This is a genomic window from Ruegeria sp. HKCCD8929 (genome assembly GCF_013031405.1).
Lineage (GTDB): Bacteria > Pseudomonadota > Alphaproteobacteria > Rhodobacterales > Rhodobacteraceae > Ruegeria.
The window spans coordinates 74,277-97,682 of sequence record NZ_WPZY01000015.1 but is presented as its reverse complement, the minus strand read 5'-3'; the positions used below and the strand labels follow the sequence as shown (position 1 = coordinate 97,682).

At 64.4% G+C, this 23,406-nt stretch carries 28 protein-coding genes; 8 read left to right on the top strand and 20 right to left on the bottom strand.

The features are described from left to right. Positions 1-112: 112 nt before the first annotated feature. The 6 genes from pgk (at position 113) to GOX53_RS19915 (ending at position 5,947) form a co-directional block, all read left to right on the top strand. Positions 113-1,309 carry a phosphoglycerate kinase gene (gene pgk / locus GOX53_RS19940; protein ID WP_171179460.1) on the top strand — a complete coding sequence of 399 codons (1,197 nt, stop codon included), beginning with the start codon at positions 113-115 and terminating at the stop codon, positions 1,307-1,309. 202 nt (positions 1,310-1,511) lie between these two features. Further along, the gene (locus GOX53_RS19935; RefSeq protein WP_171179458.1) at positions 1,512-1,811 is read left to right on the top strand and encodes a septum formation initiator family protein; all 300 of its coding nucleotides are present in this window, start codon (positions 1,512-1,514) and stop codon (positions 1,809-1,811) included. Positions 1,812-1,988: 177 nt separating this feature from the next. Then, entirely contained in the window at positions 1,989-2,978 is a 990-nt protein-coding gene (gene pdhA / locus GOX53_RS19930) for a pyruvate dehydrogenase (acetyl-transferring) E1 component subunit alpha (protein ID WP_171179456.1), read from the top strand. A 15-nt stretch (positions 2,979-2,993) separates the two neighbouring features. Beyond that, on the top strand, positions 2,994-4,370 hold the full coding sequence (locus GOX53_RS19925; RefSeq protein WP_171179454.1) for a pyruvate dehydrogenase complex E1 component subunit beta: 1,377 nt from the start codon (positions 2,994-2,996) through the stop codon (positions 4,368-4,370). 4 nt (positions 4,371-4,374) lie between these two features. Further along, the gene (locus GOX53_RS19920; protein WP_171179452.1) at positions 4,375-4,635 is read left to right on the top strand and encodes a hypothetical protein; all 261 of its coding nucleotides are present in this window, start codon (positions 4,375-4,377) and stop codon (positions 4,633-4,635) included. Position 4,636: 1 nt separating this feature from the next. After that, complete coding sequence (locus GOX53_RS19915) at positions 4,637-5,947, top strand: pyruvate dehydrogenase complex dihydrolipoamide acetyltransferase (protein ID WP_171179451.1); 1,311 nt, start codon at positions 4,637-4,639, stop codon at positions 5,945-5,947. Between the two features lie 45 nt (positions 5,948-5,992). On the opposite strand, the gene GOX53_RS19910 is transcribed toward GOX53_RS19915, so the two are convergent. Then, complete coding sequence (locus tag GOX53_RS19910; RefSeq protein ID WP_171179449.1) at positions 5,993-6,682, bottom strand: winged helix-turn-helix transcriptional regulator; 690 nt, start codon at positions 6,680-6,682, stop codon at positions 5,993-5,995. A 96-nt stretch (positions 6,683-6,778) separates the two neighbouring features. Here GOX53_RS19910 and GOX53_RS19905 point away from each other — a divergent pair, with 96 nt between their 5' ends. Then, positions 6,779-7,585, top strand: a complete 807-nt coding sequence (locus GOX53_RS19905; RefSeq protein WP_171179447.1) for a class I SAM-dependent methyltransferase — start codon at positions 6,779-6,781, stop codon at positions 7,583-7,585. A 48-nt stretch (positions 7,586-7,633) separates the two neighbouring features. Here the strand turns inward: GOX53_RS19905 and cysE are convergent, their stop codons facing one another. Next, the gene (gene cysE, locus GOX53_RS19900) at positions 7,634-8,443 is read right to left on the bottom strand and encodes a serine O-acetyltransferase (protein ID WP_171179445.1); all 810 of its coding nucleotides are present in this window, start codon (positions 8,441-8,443) and stop codon (positions 7,634-7,636) included. An 85-nt stretch (positions 8,444-8,528) separates the two neighbouring features. Between cysE and GOX53_RS19895 the strand changes: the two genes are divergently transcribed. Then, complete coding sequence (locus GOX53_RS19895; RefSeq protein WP_171179443.1) at positions 8,529-8,867, top strand: TraR/DksA C4-type zinc finger protein; 339 nt, start codon at positions 8,529-8,531, stop codon at positions 8,865-8,867. On the opposite strand, the gene GOX53_RS30320 is transcribed toward GOX53_RS19895, so the two are convergent. The 18 genes from GOX53_RS30320 to ispG form a co-directional block, all read right to left on the bottom strand. Beyond that, positions 8,848-9,036: a hypothetical protein gene (locus tag GOX53_RS30320; protein ID WP_371810368.1), complete on the bottom strand. Its 189-nt coding sequence runs from the start codon at positions 9,034-9,036 to the stop codon at positions 8,848-8,850. The genes GOX53_RS19895 and GOX53_RS30320 overlap by 20 nt on opposite strands. 115 nt (positions 9,037-9,151) lie before the next feature. After that, the gene (locus GOX53_RS19885) at positions 9,152-13,090 is read right to left on the bottom strand and encodes a glycoside hydrolase/phage tail family protein (RefSeq protein ID WP_171179441.1); all 3,939 of its coding nucleotides are present in this window, start codon (positions 13,088-13,090) and stop codon (positions 9,152-9,154) included. Then, positions 13,090-13,533 (bottom strand): NlpC/P60 family protein, encoded by a 444-nt coding sequence (locus tag GOX53_RS19880; protein WP_171179439.1) that lies wholly within the window; start codon positions 13,531-13,533, stop codon positions 13,090-13,092. The genes GOX53_RS19885 and GOX53_RS19880 overlap by 1 nt, the downstream gene beginning before the upstream one ends. Further along, positions 13,533-14,420, bottom strand: coding sequence for a DUF2163 domain-containing protein (locus tag GOX53_RS19875; RefSeq protein ID WP_171179437.1), 888 nt, complete (start codon positions 14,418-14,420; stop codon positions 13,533-13,535). Before GOX53_RS19875 ends, GOX53_RS19880 begins: the two co-directional genes overlap by 1 nt. After that, positions 14,420-15,052 (bottom strand): DUF2460 domain-containing protein, encoded by a 633-nt coding sequence (locus GOX53_RS19870; RefSeq protein ID WP_171179435.1) that lies wholly within the window; start codon positions 15,050-15,052, stop codon positions 14,420-14,422. Before GOX53_RS19870 ends, GOX53_RS19875 begins: the two co-directional genes overlap by 1 nt. A gap of 15 nt (positions 15,053-15,067) precedes the next feature. Further along, positions 15,068-15,730, bottom strand: a complete 663-nt coding sequence (locus tag GOX53_RS19865) for a phage tail tape measure protein (protein WP_171179433.1) — start codon at positions 15,728-15,730, stop codon at positions 15,068-15,070. Next, positions 15,717-15,926, bottom strand: coding sequence for a rcc01693 family protein (locus GOX53_RS19860; RefSeq protein WP_171179431.1), 210 nt, complete (start codon positions 15,924-15,926; stop codon positions 15,717-15,719). Before GOX53_RS19860 ends, GOX53_RS19865 begins: the two co-directional genes overlap by 14 nt. Continuing rightward, on the bottom strand, positions 15,923-16,243 hold the full coding sequence (locus GOX53_RS19855; RefSeq protein WP_171179429.1) for a gene transfer agent family protein: 321 nt from the start codon (positions 16,241-16,243) through the stop codon (positions 15,923-15,925). The genes GOX53_RS19860 and GOX53_RS19855 overlap by 4 nt, the downstream gene beginning before the upstream one ends. A gap of 6 nt (positions 16,244-16,249) precedes the next feature. Beyond that, positions 16,250-16,663 (bottom strand): phage major tail protein, TP901-1 family, encoded by a 414-nt coding sequence (locus tag GOX53_RS19850; RefSeq protein WP_171179427.1) that lies wholly within the window; start codon positions 16,661-16,663, stop codon positions 16,250-16,252. Positions 16,664-16,687: 24 nt separating this feature from the next. Next, entirely contained in the window at positions 16,688-17,101 is a 414-nt protein-coding gene (locus tag GOX53_RS19845) for a DUF3168 domain-containing protein (protein ID WP_171179425.1), read from the bottom strand. Then, on the bottom strand, positions 17,098-17,436 hold the full coding sequence (locus tag GOX53_RS19840) for a phage head closure protein (protein WP_171179424.1): 339 nt from the start codon (positions 17,434-17,436) through the stop codon (positions 17,098-17,100). Before GOX53_RS19840 ends, GOX53_RS19845 begins: the two co-directional genes overlap by 4 nt. Continuing rightward, positions 17,433-18,032: a head-tail connector protein gene (locus tag GOX53_RS19835; RefSeq protein WP_171179423.1), complete on the bottom strand. Its 600-nt coding sequence runs from the start codon at positions 18,030-18,032 to the stop codon at positions 17,433-17,435. The genes GOX53_RS19840 and GOX53_RS19835 overlap by 4 nt, the downstream gene beginning before the upstream one ends. Positions 18,033-18,206: 174 nt before the next feature. After that, entirely contained in the window at positions 18,207-19,385 is a 1,179-nt protein-coding gene (locus GOX53_RS19830; RefSeq protein WP_171179422.1) for a phage major capsid protein, read from the bottom strand. 35 nt (positions 19,386-19,420) lie between these two features. Next, a complete protein-coding gene (locus tag GOX53_RS19825; RefSeq protein WP_171179421.1) occupies positions 19,421-19,978 on the bottom strand; it encodes an HK97 family phage prohead protease in 558 nt (185 codons plus the stop codon). A 28-nt stretch (positions 19,979-20,006) separates the two neighbouring features. After that, complete coding sequence (locus GOX53_RS19820; protein WP_171179420.1) at positions 20,007-20,231, bottom strand: hypothetical protein; 225 nt, start codon at positions 20,229-20,231, stop codon at positions 20,007-20,009. Next, on the bottom strand, positions 20,224-21,396 hold the full coding sequence (locus GOX53_RS19815; RefSeq protein ID WP_171179419.1) for a phage portal protein: 1,173 nt from the start codon (positions 21,394-21,396) through the stop codon (positions 20,224-20,226). The genes GOX53_RS19820 and GOX53_RS19815 overlap by 8 nt, the downstream gene beginning before the upstream one ends. A 343-nt stretch (positions 21,397-21,739) precedes the next feature. Next, positions 21,740-22,207, bottom strand: coding sequence for a GNAT family N-acetyltransferase (locus GOX53_RS19810; protein ID WP_171179417.1), 468 nt, complete (start codon positions 22,205-22,207; stop codon positions 21,740-21,742). 3 nt (positions 22,208-22,210) lie between these two features. After that, a complete protein-coding gene (gene ispG, locus GOX53_RS19805; protein ID WP_171179415.1) occupies positions 22,211-23,344 on the bottom strand; it encodes a flavodoxin-dependent (E)-4-hydroxy-3-methylbut-2-enyl-diphosphate synthase in 1,134 nt (377 codons plus the stop codon). Between the last annotated feature and the right edge of the window lie 62 nt (positions 23,345-23,406).

Genomic DNA, 23,406 nt, shown 5'->3' with positions numbered 1-23,406 from the left:
TGGCCGAATACCTAAGCCGGGCCCGCGCGAATGCCAAGTGACGCATTGACCTGAGCGCGGATTCCGGGGAAAGAGCGCGCAGTTTTGCGAAATTTCAGGCGGAGTGTCTCTGATGGGCTGGAAAAACCTCGACGACATGGATCTCGGCGGCAAGCGCGTTCTGGTGCGGGTGGACATCAACGTCCCGGTCGAGGATGGCAAGGTGACCGACGACACCCGCATCCGCCGCGTGCAGCCTACCATTCAGGATATCCTTGCCGCCGGTGGCCGCCCGATCCTGCTGGCTCATTTCGGCCGCCCCAAGGGCAAGGTGGTGCCCGAGATGTCGCTGCGCCCGCTGGTGCCCGCGCTTGAGGCTGCGTTCGGCACGCCCGTCACCTTCTGTGCCGACTGCCGTGGGCCGGCCGCGCAGGCCGCCGTGGACAGCCTCGCCGAGGGTGCGATCCTGCTGCTGGAGAACACGCGCTTTCACGCAGGTGAAGAAAAAAACGACGGCGGTCTCGCCGCCGAGATGGCCGAGCTGGGCGATATCTATTGCAACGACGCGTTTTCCGCGGCCCACCGCGCCCATGCCTCGACCGAAGGCCTCGCGCGCCTGCTGCCCACCTGCGCGGGCCGGTTGATGCAGGCGGAACTGGAGGCGCTGGAAAGTGCCCTTGGCCAGCCCCAACGCCCGGTCGTGGCCGTGGTGGGCGGCGCCAAGGTCTCCACCAAGCTGGAATTGCTGGGCAATCTGGTGGAAAAGGTCGACCATCTGGTGATCGGCGGTGGCATGGCCAACACCTTCCTCGCGGCGCAAGGCATCGACGTCGGCAAATCGCTCTGCGAGCATGAGATGACCGGGACGGCGCAGGACATCCTCGCCAAGGCAGACACCACCGGATGCAAGATCCTGCTGCCCTCGGACGTGGTCGTGGCGCGGGAATTCAAGGCCGGGGCCGAGAACGAGACTGTTGCGGCCGACGCCTGCCCCGCCGACGCGATGATCCTCGACGCAGGCCCCGACACCGTGGCCCGTGTGGCCGAGGTGATGGAGGGCGCAAAAACCCTGATCTGGAACGGCCCCATGGGCGCCTTCGAGATCGCCCCATTCGACGCCGCCACCAACGCGGCAGCGAAGCAAGCCGCCGCCCTGACCAAAGCCGGACAGCTGATCACCGTCGCCGGGGGTGGCGATACCGTCGCCGCACTGAACCAAGCCGGAGCCGCAGCGGACTTCACCTATATCTCCACGGCAGGCGGCGCCTTTCTGGAATGGATGGAGGGCAAGACCCTGCCCGGCGTCGCAGCACTGACCCCGCAGGCCTGAGCCCCCCGGGGTTTTATCCCTGCCCCAAAGACGCAAGCCGAAGGCAGCCCCGCTATGGGGCGCTTTTTCGCCAGCCCTTTGGAATCACGCGCGGATTTTTTGTGTCAAGGGGGATTCACATCGCGAATCACCTATGACATAGTGCGCTGAGATGCCCGCAAAGGGCACGGATTTTGAGGCAGTTCATACGGCGGTAAACAGAGTGTCCCGTTCCCATCGGCCCAGTCTGGGCGCAGTGTTGTTCTTCGCAGTGGCGTTCGCGCTGGGTGTTTATTTCACCTTCGCGGCCGTGCAGGGCGATTTCGGCCTGTTCCGGCGAGTCGAAATTGCGGCGGAGCGGGACGCCCTGTCGCGCGACCTCGCCCGGCTTGAGGATGAGATCGCAGAGATGGAAAACCTCACCCGCCGCCTCTCGGACACCTATCTCGATCTCGACCTGCTCGACCAGCAGGCCCGTTCGGTTCTGGGCCTGCTGCGCGCCGATGAGATCGTGATCCGTTAGCCCGAGCTCAAAAAAACGCGGTATTGCACCCTCTTTCCTCGTTCAAACCGGCTTCTACCTGAGCGGTCTCCGGCCCGCTCCGACGCTGCGTCACATTTCCCCTCGCCAGACAGCACGAAATGCATTATGAGATAGTTTAACGCTAAACTATCTTGCCGAAAGGGAGAGGTCGCCACTATGGCTGCGCGAAAAACCACAAAGAAACCAAACGTTTCCGCAGATGAGCTGAAACACTTTTACCGCGAAATGCTGCTGATCCGCCGATTCGAGGAAAAAGCAGGCCAGCTGTACGGCATGGGTCTCATCGGCGGTTTCTGCCATCTCTACATCGGACAAGAGGCGGTTGTGGTCGGGCTCGAAGCCGCCGCCGAAGAGGGCGACAAGCGCATCACCTCCTATCGCGATCACGGCCACATGCTGGCCTGCGGCATGGACCCGGGCGGCGTGATGGCCGAACTCACCGGACGCGAGGGTGGTCTGTCCAAGGGTAAGGGCGGCTCGATGCACATGTTCTCGAAAGAGAAGCATTTCTATGGCGGCCACGGCATCGTCGCTGCGCAGGTGCCACTGGGTGCCGGTCTGGCCTTTGCCGACCGCTACAAGGAGAATGGCCGGGTGACCTTCGCCTATTTCGGCGACGGCGCCTCGAACCAGGGTCAGGTCTATGAGACCTTCAATATGGCGGCACTCTGGAACCTGCCGGTGATCTTCGTGATCGAGAACAACCAATACGCCATGGGCACCGCCCAGAAACGCTCAACCTCGACCCCGGATATCTACACCCGTGGCGAGGCTTTTGGCATTCCGGGCGAAACCGTGGACGGCATGAACGTGCTTTCGGTCAAGGAAGCCAGCGAAAAGGCCGTCGCCCACTGCCGCGCGGGCAAGGGCCCCTACATCCTTGAGGTCAAGACCTACCGCTATCGCGGCCACTCGATGTCCGACCCCGCCAAATACCGCACCCGCGAAGAGGTGCAGAAGATGCGCGAGGAACGCGACCCGATCGAGCAGGTCCGCGAGATGCTGCTGACCGGCAAACACGCCTCCGAAGACGACCTCAAGGCGATCGACAAGGAGATCAAGGAGATCGTCAACAAGGCCGCCGATTTCTCGAAAGAAAGCCCCGAGCCGTCCATGGACGAGCTCTGGACCGACATTTACGCCTGAGAGGACGATCAAGACATGGCAACCGAAATTCTCATGCCTGCACTCTCGCCCACGATGGAAGAGGGCACATTGGCCAAATGGCTGGTCAAGGAAGGCGACACCGTAAACTCCGGCGACATCATGGCCGAGATCGAAACCGACAAGGCGACGATGGAGTTCGAGGCGGTGGATGAAGGCATCGTCGGCAAGATCCTGATTGCCGAGGGCACCGAAGCCGTCCGCGTCAACACCCCCATCGCGATCCTGGTCGAAGAGGGCGAAAGCGTCGACGCCATCCTGTCGGCACCAGCCGACGCGGGCAACGAGGCGGCCCCCGCAGGGGGCGCCGAGGCGCCCGCAACCCCTGCCCCGTCAACCGCCCCCGCGGCACCCAAGGTAGATCTCTCCCCCGACTGGCCCGCGGATGTCGAGATGAAGGCACAGACCGTGCGTGAAGCCCTGCGCGACGCGATGGCCGAAGAAATGCGCGCCGACGAGGATGTCTACCTGATGGGCGAGGAGGTCGCCGAATATCAGGGCGCCTATAAGGTCAGCCAGGGCCTGCTGGATGAGTTCGGCTCTAAGCGCGTCATCGACACCCCGATCACCGAGCACGGCTTTGCCGGGATCGCCGTGGGCTCGGCCTTTGGCGGGCTGAAACCCATTGTCGAGTTCATGACCTTCAACTTCGCCATGCAGGCGATCGACCAGATCATCAACTCGGCGGCCAAGACGCTCTACATGTCCGGCGGTCAGATGGGCGCACCGATGGTCTTCCGCGGCCCCAATGGCGCCGCGGCCCGGGTGGCGGCCCAGCACAGCCAGGACTATGCCGCCTGGTACATGCAGATTCCGGGGCTGAAAGTGGCGATGCCCTACTCCGCCGCCGACGCCAAGGGCCTGCTGAAATCCGCGATCCGCGATCCCAACCCGGTGATCTTCCTGGAAAACGAAATCCTCTACGGCCGCAGCTTCGACGTGCCGGTCGTGGATGACCTCACCATCCCCTTCGGCAAGGCCCGGATCTGGCGCGAAGGCTCGGACGTCACCATCGTCAGCTTCGGCATCGGCATGCAATACGCGCTCGAAGCCGCCGACAAGCTGGCCGAAGAAGGCATCAATGCCGAGGTGATCGACCTACGCACGCTCAGACCCATGGACACCGGCACCATCATCAACTCGGTGATGAAAACCAACCGTCTGGTCACGGTCGAGGAAGGCTGGCCACAAGGCTCGGTCGGCAGCTACATCTCGTCGGTGGTGATGCAGGAGGCGTTCGACTATCTCGACGCCCCCGTCATCAACTGTACGGGCAAGGACGTGCCGATGCCCTACGCGGCGAACCTGGAAAAACTCGCACTGGTCACCACCGATGAGGTGATCGCGGCGGTGAAACAGGTGACCTACCGGTAAGACGATGGAGATCAGGGGCCGCGATCCAGCAACGGAATGCTACCGCGTCGATTTGGACGTCGACGGTCGCACCGTCACCGCGCTCGTGCCCGAGCGTCTGGCGGAGGATATGCGGCTGATCGGCGCGCGCCCCTCCCATCAGACGGCTTATGTCTGGATGGCTGAAAACAAAGAGAAAATCGAGGCCGCGATCGCCATGCTCGCACGCGGTACCGGGCGCCCCAGGGCGCCTTTTGACCAAATTACTCTGATTGAGGAGCGCTGAGATGCCCACCGAAATCCTGATGCCTGCCCTCTCTCCCACGATGGAGGAAGGCACGCTCGCCAAATGGCTTGTCAAAGAGGGCGACACCGTCTCCTCCGGCGACCTGCTGGCCGAAATTGAAACCGACAAGGCCACGATGGAGTTCGAGGCCGTCGACGAAGGCGTGGTCGGCAAGATCCTGATCCCCGAAGGAACCGAGGCGGTCAAGGTCAACACCCCCATCGCAGTGCTGCTGGAAGACGGTGAAAGCGCCGATGATATCGCCGCCACCCCGGCCAAGGCGCCGGAGGCTGCGCCCGCAGCCGACGCGGAAACCGAGGCGGCCCCCACAGGGGGCTCCGAGGCGCCCGCCGCCCCTGCCCCGGCGGCGCCCCAAACAGCAGATGGCAACCGCATCTTCGCCTCGCCGCTGGCCCGCCGCATCGCCGCCCAGAAAGGCCTGGACCTGAGCCAGATCGCCGGCTCCGGCCCGCATGGCCGCATCGTCAAGGCGGATGTGGAAGGCGTGACCGCAACCGCCCCGGCCCCGGCTGCCGCCCCCGCGGCAGCAGCGCCGACACCTGCCGCAGCCCCGGCAACCGGCCCCTCGGCGGACATGGTCGCCCGCATGTACGAGGGCCGCGACTACGAGGAAATCAAGCTCGACGGCATGCGCAAGACCATCGCCGCGCGGCTGGGCGAAGCCAAACAGACCATCCCACATTTCTACCTCCGCCGCGACATCAAGCTCGACGCGCTGCTGAAATTCCGCAGCCAGCTCAACAAGCAGCTTGAGGCGCGCGGGGTCAAACTCAGCGTCAATGACTTCATCATCAAGGCGGTTGCCAACGCCCTGCAACAGGTCCCGGAATGCAACGCCGTCTGGGCCGGAGACCGGGTGCTGCAACTGAAACCCTCGGATGTGGCAGTGGCCGTCGCTATCGAGGGCGGCCTCTTCACCCCGGTCCTGCAGGATGCCGACACCAAGTCGCTCTCGGCGCTTTCGACCGAAATGAAGGACCTTGCGGCCCGCGCCCGCGAGCGCAAGCTGGCCCCACATGAATATCAGGGCGGTACCTTCGCGGTCTCGAACCTCGGCATGTTCGGCATCGACAATTTCGATGCCATCGTGAACCCGCCCCATGCCGGTATCCTGGCCGTCGGTACCGGCGCCAAGAAACCTGTCGTGGGCGAGGATGGCGAACTGACCGTCGCCACCGTGATGTCCGTCACCATGTCGGTCGATCACCGCGTCATCGACGGCGCGCTGGGGGCGCAACTGCTGCAGGCCATCGTCGACAATCTGGAAAACCCGATGGTCATGCTGGCTTGATCCAGTCTGAAATATCCAAAGCCGGTCCTTAGGGCCGGCTTTGCACTATCCGGCGACGCGACGGGACCCCACTTTGGTCAAAGGACTTAGGTTGAGCCAGCGCGTGAATGCCCGGTGCGCCCATACATCACCCAGAAGTTCCAGACGCCGGGTTTCGATCGCCATGTCAGGCGTCAGATCGCCCCTGACGATGTAGATCGCATCCGCAAGCGTACAGGCCAGATACAGATTCACCTCCCCCCCGGGGTCGTCCACGCACAGCTCACACTTTTCTTCGTGGTTCAGAAACCACCAGAACTGTTTGGACGGAATCTGATCGGTCAGTTCCAAGCGGATCAGACACCTTTTTCCGTCGAAGGCGCCCGGATCGCAGGAACTCTCAAGGCTCCACACCAGCAGCCCCACATCCATTTCCTGCTCTTCGAGTTCACGACGCGTCCACCGCTGTCCCCAGATGCCAAGCGCCTCGACAAGGGGAACGAATTCGCGCCCGGCCTCGGTCAGCACATACCCCTTGTGCTGACCATCCAACTCGCAGCGCTCAATCACACCCTCGCTGACAAGCCATTTCAGCCGCGCGGATAAAAGCGACGGAGACATAAGCGGAACGCCGCGCTGCAACGCACCGAACCGGCGCGGACCTGCGGCAAGATCCCGTATGATGAGCGCGTTCCATCGTTCACAAAACAACTCAGCCGCTTTCGCGACAGGGCAGAACTGACCGTAGGACTTCATGGCCTCGCCTTTCGTGCCACTACAAAATTCGAACTATACTTCGTGGCACGCAAAAGGTCACGCTGACCCAGGTGAACAACATCGACAGGTGATGACATGACGACGCAAGCTGCCATCGCGGGCCAGGTCTCGACCACCGCCGCTGAAATCTACGATGAATTCTTCGTTCCCGCGCTGTTTGGCGCGTGGGCGGGACCTCTATGCAACCGGGCCCAAGTTTCACCCGGCCAAGCCGTGTTGGACGTCGCCTGCGGAACCGGCGCGACAACCCGCGAAGCGGTGCGACGCGCATCGCCCGGTGACCGGGTGACCGGGCTTGACCGAAATGAAGGGATGCTCGCAGTTGCAGCAACCCATGCAGATGAAATCGAGTGGGTGGAGGGGCTTGCCGAAGCGCTGCCGTTTGCCGATGGAGAATTCGACACCGTACTGTGTCAGTTTGGCTTGATGTTCTTTGACAATCGGGCACAGGCCTTGAACGAGATGCGGCGCGTGGTCCGCCCGAATGGCCGGATCGCCCTGTCCGTCTGGGATCGGGCCGAAAACTCGCCGGGATATGCCGAGATGATCGGACTGATCGATTCGATGTTCGGAGCCCAGGCCGCTGACGCCCTGCGCGCACCCTTCAATCTGGGTGACCGGCATGAGTTTCAGAAGGTGCTTAACGCTGGCGGGTTGGACGCCGCGCACATAACAACCGAACCCGGCGTCGCCCGGTTCGCCTCAATTCGCGAGTGGGTTCGCATGGACGTTCGCGGCTGGACGCTATCCGATTTCATCGACGATGACGGTTTTGAGGCACTCGTTGCTGCGGCCGAAGAAACCTTCGGTCAGTTCACCAACCCGGAAGGAGCGGTCGAGTTTCCCGCCCCCGCCCATATCGCCGTTTGGGAACATCATTAACGAAAAAAGCCGCCCGGATTGGGCGGCTTTTCTATTTTTCGGCAATGGTTATTGGTCTTTGCCTAGCATGTGATCCATCGAGATCGCGGGCTGATCACACCCGGCCTCGCCGACGATCTTGGCGGGGATTCCAGCCACGGTCTTGCAGGCCGGCACTTCCTGCAACACCACCGAACCTGCGGCGATGCGGCTGCAATTACCGACCTTGATATTGCCCAGAACCTTCGCGCCCGCCCCGATCAGCACGCCGTTGCCGATCTTGGGATGCCGGTCCTCTTCCTCCTTGCCGGTGCCGCCCAACGTCACCGAATGCAGCATCGAGACATTGTCACCGACCACTGCTGTCTCACCGATCACGATGGAATGGGCATGGTCGATCATGATCCCCTTGCCGATCCGTGCCGCGGGATGGATGTCGATGCCGAAGATTTCGGATGAGCGCATCTGGAAGAAATAGGCCAGATCGTACCGGCCCTTACGCCACAGCCAATGCGCCACGCGATAGGCCTGCATCGCCTGATAGCCCTTGAAATACAGGATCGGCTGCAACAGGCGGTGGCAGGCCGGGTCACGCTCGAACACGGCCATCAGGTCGGCGCGCGCGGCCTCGACTACGTCGGCGTCATCCGCATAGGCCTCATCGACGATCTCACGCAGCACCATCATCGACATCTCATTCGAGCACAGCTTGGCCGAGATACGATAGGACAGCGCCCGCTCAAGGCTCTTGTGGTGCAGAATACAGGCGTGCACGAGCCCGCCCATCAGCGGCTCTTTCGCCACGGCGTCCTGCGCCTCGGATGAGATGCGGTCCCAGACAGGGTCTACGGGTGTCAGTTTTCTGCGCGTTTCGATCATGGCCAAACGTCCTTTGCTGCGCCTAGAATACCCATCTAAGGCGGAAAAGGCCAAACGCAAACCCATGATGTGCGGGATAACAGGAATGAATGAGACCGATCTCGACCATTTCAGGCAGATGATCCGCGATAAGCTGGCGGAACTGGACGAAAGTTCCGCCGCCGGTCTCGATGCGCAGGCCGTTGTCCAACTCGACCAGCAGGCGGTTGGCCGCCTGAGCCGGATGGACGCACTGCAGAATCAGGCCATGGCCAAGGCGCAACAGGCGCGCCGGGATGTCGAGGCGCAACGGCTCCGCGCCGCGCTACAGCGGATAGACGAGGGCGAATACGGCTATTGCGAGGAATGCGGCGAGGATATCCCGCGCGGCCGTCTGGAGCTTGACCTCGCCGCCAGCCGCTGCGTCAGTTGCGCCTCCGGCTGAGCCGGAACCGCACAAGCTGCCGCAACACCATCTCGAAACAGGCGCAATAGTTCGGGTCGTCAAACCCCGGCTCATCCGCCAGCATCCGCTTGCGCGCCGCTGCCATCAGTGAGCCGTTGCCGTAAAGCGGATGCAGCCTGCCGGTGGCCGCCACATGCCGATCCGCCATCTAGGCCTCGGCCACCAGACGCCTGCACAACCGGTCCCGCTGCGCGGGCGGCGCATACAGCAGCGCCCGCGCAGCCGAGCTGACATCACCGTGCAAAACCGGACGCATGGCCGCCTCAATCCACCGTGATGCGTGAGGCCGGGCCCGCGCCATATGAGGCGGAAACCTGCGCGACTTCGATCTCGAACGGGGCCGTGACCCCATCATCGCCCTGCATCGCCGCGCCATAAAGCCAACCGGGCGCGCCCACCGTCACCTCGCGCAGAACGCTGCCATTCTTACACACCCGCAGCAGGTAGGATTCGCTCTCTTCGCCCAGCGGCACCTCGACGCCGCTCCAATCGTCCCCGTCGATCCGGGTCCGTCTGATCCAGTTGATCTGGGTTCCGCCCCCCTTCGGCACCGCGCTCAGATGCGCGGGCGAATAGGGCCGCAGCCCGTTGCCATCGAAGGCCTCGACCAGATGCCCATAGGACGGGTCGTCATACCCACGGCGCGCGGGCCCGATGCGGTAATTCTTGACCACCCTGCGCTCGGACCGGGTCAGGCGGGTCTGCACCACTCGGCGATCCAGCAGGACGAAGGTCGACCCCGCAGGCCAGACATCCGGCATCAGCGCGTCGCTTCCCAACTGCCCCCGCAACCGTCCGGACAGAGAGTGAGTCCCTTCGGCCACCAGATCGGCATCGCTGAACTGAAACAGCTCCCACCGCCCGCTGCTGCCATCCCCGATCGCGGCCAGGTTGGCCCCGTTCAGCACCGCGTCCCGGGCGCGCGATTCCAGTGCCCCGCTGATCAGCTTCACCCGCAGCCCGGCACCGTCATCCCACAGCCCCACCGAGGCCCGGGGCAAGGCGGTTTCGGTCATGCCGACGACCGCCCGGGCCGCGATAATCTCCTGCAGCGCGTAATTGTCGTCGCTGGGCGAGGAATAGACCGCCACGCTGCCCGGCCAGGGCTCGGCCGTGACCGCCAGATGTGGCGCATGCGGCACCTCGTCCCCGGTCATCAACGGCAGATCCATGAACAGCGGCAGCACCGGCAAAGGCGGCACGAAACTCCGGACACCAGGCAGATCCTCCTCGATCTCCGATGGCACATAGGAGTTCGGCTCGATCCGCACCGCGTCCACCAACTTCAGCTCGGCCTGCTCGACCCGGTCGATGCGATAGCGCACCTTGTCGTCACCATCTGCTGCAGGCAGATCCACGATATCGCCCGCGCCCAGCGCCATCATCGATGGCGGCAGCGCAAACCGAGCCGTTTCGCGCGAGACGCGCGCCTCGGTCAGCCACCGCTCAACGGTCTGGCGACCCTCCGAACGGGTCATCGACAGCGGCATTTCATTCGTGGCCACCGCATGGGTCGCGGTATCGGGCAACACCGCCTCTTCCGCCACCACATCGTGATCGGCATCCGATTGCACGAATTTCAAACGCACCCGCCCGGTCATCTCGGCCTCGGCTTCGCGCCGATGCTCCACCGTCCCGTCCACCTCGGAACTCCGGGCAAACTGATCCGCCTCCAGCTCCAGCGGCCGCACCCCGTCACGCATCCGGAACTTTAGCACGCCATCCCGCTCGATCGCATCGAACCCATGGCGCAGCATCAGCGGCTGCAGGGCCGAGCGTGCATCTGAGACATCCTCGATCAGATAACCGCGCACCACGCCCCACAGCTCGGAAACGTCAATGTCGGTCACACCCGAGCGGAGGCATATCTCGGTCACCACCGAAGCCAGGGTACGATTGCCCGCCCGCCCGTTCAGCCAGTGACCGCGCGCATAGTTGCTGCCATCGCTCCACAGCTCTTGGTGGTTCGGAAACACCGGAAACGGACGCGCATCCCAGGCCCAGACATAGGCGTTCGACAGATCGATCATCCGCCCGCCATATTCCGGCGACATCGGGTTGTTCTTGGACTGCCCCCAATATCCGAGCATCGCCCGCAGGTACTGGATCTGGATCAGATCGTCCCGCACGCCGCTGGAATGTTTCGGCAGCTTCGATTCCGAGGATTTCGGGTCCAGAAACTTGTTCGGCTGGTTGGTCCCCTTGTCGATGGCCGCACAGCCCAGCTCGGTGAACCAGATCGACTTCGACTTCGGCTCCCAGGCTGTCTGGTTCGCCTGCCGCACACCCCCGATCCGCTCGTGATGGGGCCTGGACCACCAGTTGCGCAGGTCCTTGTAGCGCCACACCCACGGCTCGTCATGCTCGCCATCGGTGATGGGTGTGCGGATCTGCGCTTGCTCCGCCTCAGGCGAGTGATAATACCAGTCGTACCCCTCGCCACCCTCGATATTGCCTTGCAGGTAATCGAGCTCATAGATCGAGCGCGTACCGGCCCTGGCATCCACATGCTCATCCCCGTCGCGCCAGTCCGAGAGCGGCATGTAATTGTCGATGCCAACGAAATCGACATTGTCATCGGCCCAGAGCGGATCGAGATGGAAATACCGATCACCACTGCCATCCTCAGGCAGATAGCCGAAATACTCTGACCAGTCGGCGGCATAACCAATCTTGGTGCCCGGCCCCAAGAGCGCACGCACCTCCGCCGCCAGTTGCCGCAACGCCTCTACCGCCGGAAAGCCTGCCGCGCCCCGGATCTGGGTCAGCCCGCGCATTTCCGAGCTGATGCAGAACGAAGACACGCCGCCGGCTGCCGCACAGAGGGCCGCATTGTGCAGGATGAACCGGCGCAGGCTCCACTCATCCGGCCCCGAATAGGTCACCACCCCGTCGCCCACGGCAAAATCCGACGCCGAGGCCGTGCCGAAAAACGCAGCCACCTGCGCATCCGCCTGCGCCGTCCCGTCCGGAGAACCCTCCCGCCCCGGCGCCGCGCTCAGCGTGATCCGACCCCGCCACGGCAGATGCGCCTGATCATCCGCATCGCTCCACGGGTCCGGCAGGCCATTGCCCTCAAGCTGATCCATCAGGATGAACGGATAGAACATCACCCGCTTGCCGCTGCCGTTCAGATGCCGGATCGCCTCGACCACCGCCGCATCCGCGGGCGTGCCGCCATAGATCGGCCGGTCGTCGATCCGTACGATCTCCTGCGCCGTGGCCCGGGTCAGCCCCGAGACCCGCCACGGCATGTTGTGCCCATCGATATTGGCGCGCTCGATCTTGGGCCGGATCTCACAGGACCCGCAGCGCAAGTCGCCCCCGAACCACGACACGATCAGCGAGGCCGCCTCGCATCCCGGCATCTCCGCCTCCAGCGCGTCCATAGAGGTCAGGAAATCGGTCTTGCCCGAGGGCGAGTTCGTGTTCGCCGCCCAGTAGCTGCCCGGCCCGTTGGTATAATTCACCTGCGTGGTCGCCAAGGAATACTCCCCGGTGCCCGGCATCAACGCCACGCCCTTGACGATCTTGCTCAGCCGGTCCCCGTAATCGGGCTGCCCCGGCTGCTCCTGCCGGACCACCTCGAACGAGAACTGCGGCACCCGGTTGCCATAAGGTTCAAGCGGAAGATCCTCGATCACCACATATGCGGTGCCCCGATAGGCGGGCACCTGCCCGGCACTTTCGACCGCCTCCATCAGCGGATCGGGCAGCTGGGTCTTCGTCCCGCGATAGACGCGCAGGTTCAGGTCGGCATGGGGGACTTCCTCGCCATCCGCCCAGATCCGGCTGATCCCGGCAATCTCGCCCGCACCGACCGCAATCGCCAGCGACACCGAGTAGCTGTGGCTGGTCGTCGTCACCTCGGGCTGCCGGGGCGCACCCTTGCCGCCACCGCCGCTGGTGGTGGTCTGCGTGCTCTCCAGAAACTCCGAGGCCCAGATCACCTGCCCGCCCACGCGCATCCGCCCGTAGACATCCGCAATCGGAGAGCCTTCGCCCGATTGCGTCAGCCGGAATCGGTCGACCTTGCCGGTCTCGACCGCCTCGCTGCCGCCGCCCAGCAGGCGCTGGTCGATCAGCCGCCCCAGCGTGGCCCCAACCGCCCGGCCGATCACGGCGGTCGAGAGCCCCGCCACCGTGCCGCCGATTGAGCCGCCAATCGCGGCCCCCGCCGCAGACAGAAGTATCGTCGCCATCAGAGCACCTCCAAGGGAAATTCGAACCGAGCGACCACCCGTTTCAGCCAGGGCTCGCTCAGGGGGCTTTCGAGAACGCCACGCCCCGAATAGGCATGCACGAAACTGGGGCGCGTGCCGGTTCCGGCCACGATCCCCACATGTTTGGCCACCGCGCCCGCCCGCATCCGGAAAAGCAGCACGTTGCCGGGCTCCAACCCGTCCCGGGGCGCCTCGCTCAGATGCCGCCGGGCCGCGGCCCACATCCGCTCTTCACCCTGCGGCTCGGACCAGTCCATGCTGTAGGCCGGCACCGCCTCGGGTTCGGCCCCATAGAGCTCCCGCCACACCCCGCGCAGAAGCCCCAGACAATCCGTCCCGGCCCCCCGAACCGAGGCCTGATGTCTATAAGGCGTGCCCAGCCAACCCCGCGCCGCCTGCACTACATCCATCCGCGCGCCCATCACCTGCGGCTCCCGCCGGTATTGGCGCCGGTCTTCTTGGGCACCGCCATCACCCAATCCTCATTGGGCAGGTCCGGAAACCCCTGAAAATTCACCAGATTGTTGAACTTCAGCCGACAGGTCCCCATCCGCTTGTCGCAGCCCGCCACCAACTGCACCCGGTCCCCGGCCTGCACCCCGCCGCGCACCGGTTCCCACAGCTCGATGACCCGAAATCCACCGTCAAAGGCATCCCGCTTGATCGACCCCCACAGGTCCTTCGCCGACCCGCTCACAACCGTCAGCCGCCCGCGCTGGAACCACCCGGGCTCGAACCCGGTCATATCCGGCCAGCGAAAGATCCTCGCATCATCCACATGCGCGAGGGCCAACTCGGTCGAATAGCCAGGCGTGGAGGTCTTGAACCCGCACTGCGCGTCCCCCAGCACCGCAGTACACGGCTTCTGATAGATTCGTCCCAGCGGACGGTTCAGCGCATCGGTCAGCCCCCGGATCTCGGCGTGAAACGCGCCACCCGCCCTGCGCAGCTCACCAATCGAGCCCCGAAACTGCAGCCACCGCTGATCCGGTCTCGCCCAGTTGACCAGCCAGGCCCGCACCTCGGCCCCGTCGAACCGGCCCGCCTCGATATCCTCGTCGCGCACGGCGGCATCCGACAGAACCCCCATCGCCTCGCTGTTGTCGATCGACAAACCCGTCGCCTGCTCGACTGCCATCGCGGTTAGGCCGGTATCGGCCTTGAAGGTCATGCCCTCAAAGGACAACGCGCAATCGTGATCGGTAAAGCCGTACTCCACCCCATCCGCGCGGGTGATCGCCCAGCAGCGGCACAGCGTCGTCAGACCGCTCTCAACATGGGCGCGAAACGCATCGCTCATCCCCGCCATCAGATCCGCACCTCCACCACCGGCACGTTGGGCACATCACCGGCCTGAAAGCTGGCGACGCTGGTCTGAATTCGGTCGGTGTCGAACCGCACCGGCACGTCGAACTCGAATCCGGCGGTGATCTGCACACTCTCGGCAGGCGGTGTGGCAAATGTGACAAGGCCCGAGGTCAGATCGACCTCGAAATCCATCGCCTCCCTCATCTCATCCTGCTCGATGCCGATCCGCACGGTGCCCTGCACCGGCTTGACGATGGGCCGCGCATAGCTGAACTCGCCCGACCGATAGGTCTTGACCAGCGGAAAGACGGTCTTCATCCCGTCCCCCTGCGCAATCACCTGATCGCCGAAGGCAACATCGCCCGAGGCCAACCCGGATTTGAAATCCGACCAATCCTTCCAACGAAACCCGTACATCTGCCCCTGCCGCGCCTCGAAGAACGCAATCAGCGTCTCGATATCGTCCAGCGACCGCATGCCGAGCCCCGCATCATAGCGCCGCCGCGAATGCGCCCAGGGCGTGTTGCGCTCCTCAAAGCCATTGGCCAGCGTCACCACATCCGTGCGCCGCTCCGGACCGCCGACCGAGCCAAAGCTCAGATTGGCCGGAAATCTCACCTCGTGAAAATTCATGTCAGTCTTCCCCGATCAGCGATTGCGGTTGCCACGGCCCAGCACACGGCTCATCTGCGCCGCGATCTGCCCCTGGCTGCGGCGGAACCCCTGCACATCGGGGGTCGAAATGTTCATCACCACGCTCACAGGCCGCCCGCCACCGGAATTTCGCACCCCCAGCTTGCCATCCGCCCCGCGCGCCAGCGGCATTATCGCCTCGGGTCCCGCCTCACCCATCAAGCCCATACCGCCACGCATCGGAAAGGTGGTCGGGCCGCTGACAACACCGCCATTGGCAAAAGGCATCACGCGGCCCTGCGCGAAGCTGCCGCCATCGGCAAAGGGCAGCAGCCCGCCAACCAGATTACCGACACCCTTGGCCAGCATCCCGCCGAAATGATCCGTCACCGGCTTGATTGCCGCCGAATAAGTGGTCTGGATCATCGACCGCGCCACCGTTTCCAGCGCATCCGACAGTTTCATCCCGTCGAACACCACCCCGTCAAAGGCGCGCCGCAATCCCTTGGAAAGCCCCCGTTCCAGCGTCGCGACATCCTTGCCGGTCTCGGCAAAGGCCGAGCGCACCCGGCGCAGCTCGGCGTCGAACCCGGCGGCCATGGTCGCCGCATCGCCCAGAGTTTCCCCCAGCGTCTCGCCGGTGTCCTGAAGGTCGTCAAACCCCTCACGATCCGTCATCACTCTCTCCTCGTGTCTTGTCCGGATAGGCCGCCAGCAGGGCATCCAGCCCGGCCCGGTTCAGCGCGGGGTGCCCGGCGCCCTGCCCCAGCATCAGCCGCAGCTCGGCAGGCGTCAGACGCCAGAACTGCTCCGGCGTCAGCCGCAGCCCCACTAGCCCGGCCCGCATGAGCGCAGGCCAGTCGAACCCGCTCATGCCTCACCCGGCACCATGAAGGCCCGCGCCAGCAACTCCGCCGCCGCCCGCGCCGCCGCCATCGGCCCGCCCGCGATCTCGGCGCGCAGCAGATCGGCCCGCGCCACATCGGCGCCGCCGCCCCGCAGCCCGGCCACGACCAGCGCCAGCACATCCCGGCTGGAATACCCCCCCGCCTCGAACCGCTGCACCAGCTCGACCAGAGACCCCGTTTCCAGTTCCTGCTCCAACTCGGCCAATGCGCCCAAGGTCAGCTTGAGCACCCGCCGCTCCCCGTCGATGGTCAGCGCCACCTCGCCCGTCCACGGATTGGCCATGGCGGTTTACAGCGCGGTAAAGCTCAGCGCCCCGGCGCTGGCCATGCTCATCTCATAGGTCGCCTCGCCATTGTGCGAGCCCGCATACTCGATGCCGGTCACCTGAAACGGCCCCTCGACAATGCCGAAATCTGGGATGATCACCTGGAACGCAGGCGTCTCGCCATCAAAGAACAACTGCCGTGCGCGCTCATCGGTGCCGGCGTCCTTGAACACGCCCGAGCCCGAGATCGAGGCCGACTTGACCCCCGCCCCCGACAGCAGTTCGCGCCAGCCGCCCTGGCTCTCCAGGCTGGTCACATCCACACTTTCCGCGTTGAAACTCACCCGCGTGGCCCGCAGCCCCGCGATGGTCTCGAACAGACCCGTACCATTCATGTCCACTTTGACCAGCAGGTCCTTACCGTTCTGGGCACCCATATGCTCTCTCCAAAGATTGGTTGCTTAGTCGTCTTCCACGCGGGCGCGGAATCTCAGATCGATCTGGCGGATCGCGCCGCCGGTTCCGGTACGCCGGGCCGAAGCCCGCTCGAACCACAGCCCCACAACCCGCCCCCGGGCCAGCGTCAGCGGCGCCGCCTCCAGCGCGTCACACACGGCGCCCGCCAGCGTCTTGGCGGCGCCAAACCCGGCCGCCTCGGACACCACCGAGACCGTGAAGCGATGCACCGCCCCGGCGCCAGTCCCGTCGGAGGCCTCGCGCACCTCCTCGGGCCCAAGCGTCACATAGGTCTGCGGCACAGAACCCGACGGCACCGCGTCGTAAATCGCCCCATCAGCCAGTGCACTGACCTCCGCATCCGCAACAAGCTGCTGATACACCGACGCCTGCAGCGCGGCTGATACGCCATAACTCATGCCGCCACCTCCTCATCCGCGAAACAGGTCAGGTACTGGCCCGCCGGATCGCGCTCGGCCACCGCCCGGATCACGAAGCGGCGCGCACCATCGCGAAACCGCTGATCCGGCGCCGGGCGCATGCTCGACCCTTCCGGAGCCCCCCGCACGACGATGCGATAGCTCACCCGCGACACCGGCACCCCGGCAATCGATCTCTCAGACCCGCTGCGCGCACTCACCTCGGCCCAGAGCGTGCCCAGCACCGCCCAACTCTCGGTGTACCCCCCCGCGCCATCGGCACTGCGCACCGGTGCCTCCAGCACCAGACGCCGGTTCAGATGCGGCGCCTTCATTGCACTACCCCGGCACCAAACCGCACCATCCGATAACGCTGGATCAGACTGGTGACCCCAAAGGGCATGCAGCCATCGCCCAAGGCGGTCTCGTTACGATATTCGTAGTAATGCGCCGCCAGCAGCAGCACCGCCTGGCCCAGATCGGCCGGCAACCCGCCCCAATCCGCCGCCATCCCGGCGGTAAAGGCGATCTTCACCGACCCACCGGTCCCAACCGCAGGCAGCAACGCGCCTGCCGGACGCAAACGCGGCCGCTGGCTGTCGGGTTCCAACCGGTACGAACCAACCTCAACCACCGCTTCGACGCCCTCGGCATCCGCCAGCGTCACCGCGTCGACCCCGGTCACCGGCGCCACCGGCAGCACCTCGCCCCCGCGATCGCGCCAGCCGTTCAGGCTCCAGGAAAATTCCCGCGCGATCAGCACCTTGCCCGTCCGCGCCTCGATCGCCGCAATCGCCGCCCGCAGAAAGCTCTTCAGCACCTCGTCCTGCACATTGTCCTCGGCAAACCCGGTGCCCAGCCGCAAATGCGCCTTGAACTGGTCCACCGGCAGCGCGGCATCCGGAACCGAGGTCTCTTCGATCAACATCATCAATTCACTCCGCAAGCTCGAACCCCTCCGGGGGCCCTCATCTTCAGGAAAAGCGGGCACGTGCCGCCCCACGTTGCTCGGACGGAGGGGAGCAGCTAGACAACGCAGGGGATCTCACCCCGGCCCGCGCCCGCCACCCGGGGCGGGTCACCCCGCCCCGGCTCCGGCGCGCGCTCAGGCGGCGCCGAATTTCACCAGCTTGATCGCGGCAAAGTCGCTCACATCGCCGCCCACACGCTTGGTGGCGTAAAACAGCACATGCGGCTTGGCGCTGAACGGATCGCGCAGCACGCGCAGATCGGGACGCTCGGCGATGGTGTAACCGGCAGAAAAATCGCCGAAAGCAATCGAGAAACTGTCCGATCCTGCATCCGGCATATCTTCAGCGATCAGCACCGGATAACCCATCAGGCGAGCAGGCTCACCGGCGGCCAGACCGTCCGACCACAGAAAGCGACCATCGCTGTCCTTCAGCTTGCGGATCACACCGGCGGTTTTCGAGTTCATCACGAAGGTGCCGTTGACGCGGTACTGCGCGCCCAGCGCATAAACCACATCGACAATCGCATCCGCATCGACGCCACCGTCGATACCGGTCGGCACATAACCGATATTGCCCCAGGTCCAGACATCGTTGTCGACCTTGGCATGATCCAGAATGCCCTTGGGCTTGTCGGCCCCGTCGCCCGAGATAAATGCCGCCGCCTCGGCGCGGGCGAACTTGTCGGCGATACGACCGGCCAGCCAGCCCTCGACATCGAACGCACTGTCATCCAGCAGGCGTTGGGATGCCTTGGGCAGCGCGCTCAGTTCGTGCAGCGCAATCGAAATCCGGTCTATGGACGGCGTCGCCGTCTCGGTCGCCGCCGAATTCTCATCCGCCCAGCCCGCGCCCACATCGGTGTGGTCGATCAGCACATCGAACGAGTTCGCCTCGACATTCACCACCGACGCAATCGAGCGGATCGAGGCGGTGGATTTCAGCACCGACTTGATTATCTCGGCAGTCTGCGGATCGACCAGATAGCCACCATCGCTGTTGACCGCGCTCGACAGCGACTTGGCCTCCATCTCCAGCCCGCGCAAGCCATCGTCGTCGCCCGAACGCACATAGGCGTCAAAGGCTTTCTGATGCGGCGCGCCCTCGTCGGTAAAGGCCGCCAGGTGCGGACGCGCCGCGATGGTTGATTTACGATCCAGCATGGTCAGTCGCTCTTCTGTCTGTTGCAGTTTGGTTTGAACTTCAGCCTTCAGGCCCTTGAACTCATTCACGAAGCCAGTCATCGCCTGCTTCACCTCCTGAGCCAGGGGCACACCCTCTCCGGCCAAGGCCGGCACTTCGGTCTTGCTCATCAGCACTTCCTTCTTGGGGGTGAGTTTTCGGCGCGCTAGTTTCGCGCCAGCTCCCGCCGGGCGTCTCTGAACACCCCGGCAATCTCGCGCCAGATGTCCCCGGCCTCGGGGGTTGCCCCCTTGGCCGCCACCCGCGCACTGGGCAGCATCGGAAAGGTCACCAGCGACACCTCCCACAGCTCCAGTTCCGTCAAGAGCCGCTGGCCCTTCTCGTTCTTCACGGCGCGCCTGGTGCGATAGCCGATCGACAGCCCGTCAATCGCACCCGCCTTGATCAGCGCCGCCGCCTCGCGCCCGGTCTGGGTGCTCTCCAGCAGCCGCCCCTTGACCCACAGGCCGGTCTCGTCCTCGCGCACCTCGTCCCAGACGCCGATGGGCTGCGCCGGATCGTGCTGCCACAGCATCTTGACCCGCTGACCGGCGGCCTCCAGCCCCTTGAGCGAGGCGCGATACGCGCCCTTCTGCACATTGTCGCCGCCCTGATCGGTCTGGCCGAACAGGCTCGCATAGCCCTCGATCACCGCATCGTCCGTCACCGTCAGCCCGTCGCCGAACCGCGCGAACTTGTGTTCAAGCCCGGTGTCCATCTCCATGAAACACTCCTTGTAACCCTTTGAAATTCTAAGGTGTTGCAACCAAGACCGATTGGAACGCCTGCGCCAGGATCACCGCCACAACCCCGTAGACCGTCAGCCACAACCGCTTTTCCAGCCGCTCCATCATCTCTTCGATCTGATCCAGCCTGCGGCACAGATGCTCATGCTGGATCGCGGCCACCCGCTCATGCGCGGCCAGTTGCAACCCCGGAGCACACTCGAACGGCGGATATCCCGGCCCCTCAGCCATGCGCCTCGTCCGACAGCACCGGCAGCCCCAGCAGCGCCCGCTTCTCGGCATCGGTCAGGAAATCGGCATTCGTCACCCGCGCCCACTGCGCATCCCGCTCGGCGGACAAGGCGGGCACCTGATCCAGATCCGGCTTCAGCGCCAGCTCCTCTCCGGTGAACCCCGACAACCAGTCCGACAGCGCCGCCGCCACCCGCGTCACCAGGGGCAGCACCGTCAGGCGATAGAACGCCCGGTTGGCCTCCTGATAGTTCGAATAGGTCGCATCCCCCTGAATTCCCAGCAACATCGGCGGGACCCCAAAGGCCAGCGCGATCTCGCGGGCGGCGGCTTCCTTGGTCTTCTGAAACTCCATGTCCGAGGGCGAGAACCCCATCGGTTTCCAATCGAGCCCCCCCTCCAGCACCATCGGACGCCCCGCATTGCGCGCACCCCGATAGTTGGCCTCGATCTCGTCACTCAGACGCCGGAACTGATCCTCAGCCATCACGCCCTGCCCGTCGCCACCGTTCCAGACCAGCGCACCGGACGGCCGCGCCGCATTGTCCAAAAGCGATTTCGACCAGCGCGAGGCGCTGTTATGCACATCCACCGCCATCGCCGCCGCCTGCATCGGCGAGAACCCGTAATGATCATCCTGCGGATGAAACGACTTGATGTGACAGATCGCCGAGGCGTCAAAGCGGTGCTTTTTCGCCCCCACCGTATAATCATACCCCACCGGCCAACCATCGGCACCGGGCACCACACTCATCCGGTCCGAGCGCAGCACATGCAGCTCAACCGGCAGACCCTCTTCCGCCTGCACCGCCTCGACATAGGCATTGCCCGACAGCAGCAGCTGCCCGAACAGCGCCTCCAGCAGCTCCGCCTTGCCCTGCACCGCATTGGGCCGCCGCATCAGCGCCAGCAAGGGATGCACGTCATAGCGCTGCTCCCGGTCCTGCAGCACCAGCGGCAGCGCCGCCGCCGCCTCGGCGATCAGCTTGACCGAGCGGAACCCCACCGGGTTGCCCGAAAACCCCGTCCGCGTCAGCGACACGGTATCGCGCGGGCTCCACGCCACCCGGCCCGCATTGTGCCAGGCCACCACCGGCCCGGCAGCGCTCGCCTTGGCTTCCGGCGCCTCGCCAGCCGATCCACGACGCAAGAAATCGAATACCATATGTGATGCTCCTGTCTGCCCGCCGCGATGCCCGGCCTTTCGTTGCCAAGGGTTATCCCGCAGATAGGTTGAAGCCTTCGAAACCAACCGTGCGCCCCACCGGCAACACAGGCACCAAACAGGGGCGTGACAAAGATGAGCTGTCACTGATCAGGCCCGAACTGTCGTGTTCGGACGTTACTTTCCGTTGCCACTGTTTAGGGTCAAATGAGTTGGCAAAGCACCACCCGTTGGAGTGTTCCATTAGGAAGGGCCGAGGCGTTGTGAGCCAGAGATGCCAATAGATGCCGACGGACAATCGGCATCGAACCTTGCTCAGATAATCAGCCGACCAAAGGAGCCCTTAATCCAAAGGCTTCTCAAACGTGGCCCTGGCGAAATCTCCGGCCTCGGGGCCGTCGCGATGGGTCTCGACCCACCCGTTGCGCAGGTAGAACCCGATGGCCTGCGCGTTGCCGACAAAGGTCTGCAGTTGCCCCCGGTCATGGCCTGCCGCGCGCATCTGTGCCTCGACCCAGTTCAGGATCGCGGTGCCGACGCCACTGCGGTGCAGGCTGATCTCCACCATCATCAGATGCAGAAACCCCTCCCAGAAGATCGCAAAACCGACGATCCGGTCTTCGGCGCGGGCTACATAAAGGTTCGAGAGGTGATCCGAGATCTCGTCATCCGTCTGCCCGCTTTCGATCAGCACAGCCACCGTTTCTTCGCCCAGAAACACCGAGGCGGTCCGGCGCAGCGTCTCGCGCGCGATAACCTGAACCGGAGCAATATCCTCAGGCGTTGCGCGCGATATGACGAGGTCATCCATGGTCTACTCGGCAGCGTCCTGTGCAGCGTCTTCGGAGGCTTCGATCTGAGCGGCCTTCTTCTCGACCTCTGCCACGATATGGTCGATCATCTGCTCATTCGACATCTTGTGGCTGGCCTTGCCCGCCAGATAGACCATGCCGGACCCGGCCCCGCCGCCGGTAAAGCCCACATCGGTCATCAGCGCCTCACCGGGGCCGTTCACCACGCAGCCGATGATGGACAGGCTCATGGGCGTTTTCACGTGCTCCAGCCGCCGTTCAAGCGTCTCGACGGTCTTGATCACGTCGAATCCCTGACGCGCACAGGACGGGCACGAGATGATATTGACGCCGCGATGGCGCAGGCCCAGCGATTTCAGGATCTCGTAGCCGACCTTGACCTCTTCCACCGGATCGGCGGACAGGCTGACGCGGATCGTGTCGCCGATGCCCATCCACAACAGGTTGCCCAAACCGATCGCGGATTTGATGGTGCCGCTGACCAGGCCCCCAGCCTCGGTGATGCCCAGATGGATCGGTGCGTCCGTGGCCTCGGCAATGCCCTGATATGCGGCGGCGGCTAGGAACACGTCGCTGGCCTTCACGCTGATCTTGAATTCGTGGAAATCGTTGTCCTCGAGGATACGGATATGCTCCAGCCCGGACTCCACCATCGCCTCGGGGCACGGCTCGCCGTATTTTTCCAGCAGGTGCTTTTCCAGACTGCCTGCGTTGACCCCAATCCGGATTGAGCAGCCGTGGTCGCGGGCGGCCTTGATGACCTCTTTCACCCGGTTCTCGTCGCCGATGTTCCCCGGGTTAATCCGCAGACAGGCAGCCCCCGCCTCGGCAGCTTCAATCCCGCGTTTGTAGTGGAAATGGATATCCGCCACGATCGGCACCGGACATTCGGTCACAATCTCTTTCAAGGCGCGCGACGATGCCTCGTCGGGCACCGAAATCCGCACCAGGTCCGCCCCTGCCTCTGCCGCCGCCTGCACCTGTGCAACGGTCGCCGCAACATCGGTGGTCAGCGTGTTGGTCATGGTCTGGACCGAAATCGGCGCATCGCCCCCCACAGGGACGTTGCCAACCATGATCTGACGGGATTTACGGCGATAGATGTTGCGCCACGGGCGCACGTGATTCAGCGACATGAGGCGAGGTCCGTCTGCTCCGGGTCTGCCGGTTACATAAGCCGCGCGCGAAGGCCCTGCAA

Bases quoted from the DNA above. Each gene is read 5' to 3' on its own strand.
- GOX53_RS19910 (WP_171179449.1), bottom strand. From the start codon at position 6,682: ATGAAGTCCTACGGTCAGTTCTGCCCTGTCGCGAAAGCGGCTGAGTTG.
- cysE (WP_171179445.1), bottom strand. From the start codon at position 8,443: ATGATCGAAACGCGCAGAAAACTGACACCCGTAGACCCTGTCTGGGAC.
- GOX53_RS19815 (WP_171179419.1), bottom strand. From the start codon at position 21,396: ATGGTATTCGATTTCTTGCGTCGTGGATCGGCTGGCGAGGCGCCGGAA.
- GOX53_RS19835 (WP_171179423.1), bottom strand. From the start codon at position 18,032: ATGATGTTGATCGAAGAGACCTCGGTTCCGGATGCCGCGCTGCCGGTG.
- GOX53_RS19840 (WP_171179424.1), bottom strand. From the start codon at position 17,436: ATGAAGGCGCCGCATCTGAACCGGCGTCTGGTGCTGGAGGCACCGGTG.
- GOX53_RS30320 (WP_371810368.1), bottom strand. From the start codon at position 9,036: ATGGCGGATCGGCATGTGGCGGCCACCGGCAGGCTGCATCCGCTTTAC.
- GOX53_RS19915 (WP_171179451.1), top strand. From the start codon at position 4,637: ATGCCCACCGAAATCCTGATGCCTGCCCTCTCTCCCACGATGGAGGAA.
- GOX53_RS19850 (WP_171179427.1), bottom strand. From the start codon at position 16,663: ATGGGTGCCCAGAACGGTAAGGACCTGCTGGTCAAAGTGGACATGAAT.
- GOX53_RS19860 (WP_171179431.1), bottom strand. From the start codon at position 15,926: ATGAGCGGGTTCGACTGGCCTGCGCTCATGCGGGCCGGGCTAGTGGGG.
- GOX53_RS19875 (WP_171179437.1), bottom strand. From the start codon at position 14,420: ATGGCGGGGATGAGCGATGCGTTTCGCGCCCATGTTGAGAGCGGTCTG.
- GOX53_RS19845 (WP_171179425.1), bottom strand. From the start codon at position 17,101: ATGAGTTATGGCGTATCAGCCGCGCTGCAGGCGTCGGTGTATCAGCAG.
- GOX53_RS19920 (WP_171179452.1), top strand. From the start codon at position 4,375: ATGGAGATCAGGGGCCGCGATCCAGCAACGGAATGCTACCGCGTCGAT.
- GOX53_RS19820 (WP_171179420.1), bottom strand. From the start codon at position 20,231: ATGGCTGAGGGGCCGGGATATCCGCCGTTCGAGTGTGCTCCGGGGTTG.
- GOX53_RS19905 (WP_171179447.1), top strand. From the start codon at position 6,779: ATGACGACGCAAGCTGCCATCGCGGGCCAGGTCTCGACCACCGCCGCT.
- GOX53_RS19830 (WP_171179422.1), bottom strand. From the start codon at position 19,385: ATGAGCAAGACCGAAGTGCCGGCCTTGGCCGGAGAGGGTGTGCCCCTG.
- GOX53_RS19885 (WP_171179441.1), bottom strand. From the start codon at position 13,090: ATGGCGACGATACTTCTGTCTGCGGCGGGGGCCGCGATTGGCGGCTCA.
- GOX53_RS19825 (WP_171179421.1), bottom strand. From the start codon at position 19,978: ATGGAGATGGACACCGGGCTTGAACACAAGTTCGCGCGGTTCGGCGAC.
- ispG (WP_171179415.1), bottom strand. From the start codon at position 23,344: ATGTCGCTGAATCACGTGCGCCCGTGGCGCAACATCTATCGCCGTAAA.
- GOX53_RS19925 (WP_171179454.1), top strand. From the start codon at position 2,994: ATGGCAACCGAAATTCTCATGCCTGCACTCTCGCCCACGATGGAAGAG.
- GOX53_RS19810 (WP_171179417.1), bottom strand. From the start codon at position 22,207: ATGGATGACCTCGTCATATCGCGCGCAACGCCTGAGGATATTGCTCCG.
- pdhA (WP_171179456.1), top strand. From the start codon at position 1,989: ATGGCTGCGCGAAAAACCACAAAGAAACCAAACGTTTCCGCAGATGAG.
- GOX53_RS19865 (WP_171179433.1), bottom strand. From the start codon at position 15,730: ATGACGGATCGTGAGGGGTTTGACGACCTTCAGGACACCGGCGAGACG.
- GOX53_RS19880 (WP_171179439.1), bottom strand. From the start codon at position 13,533: ATGGGCGCGCGGATGGATGTAGTGCAGGCGGCGCGGGGTTGGCTGGGC.
- pgk (WP_171179460.1), top strand. From the start codon at position 113: ATGGGCTGGAAAAACCTCGACGACATGGATCTCGGCGGCAAGCGCGTT.
- GOX53_RS19895 (WP_171179443.1), top strand. From the start codon at position 8,529: ATGAATGAGACCGATCTCGACCATTTCAGGCAGATGATCCGCGATAAG.
- GOX53_RS19870 (WP_171179435.1), bottom strand. From the start codon at position 15,052: ATGAATTTTCACGAGGTGAGATTTCCGGCCAATCTGAGCTTTGGCTCG.
- GOX53_RS19855 (WP_171179429.1), bottom strand. From the start codon at position 16,243: ATGGCCAATCCGTGGACGGGCGAGGTGGCGCTGACCATCGACGGGGAG.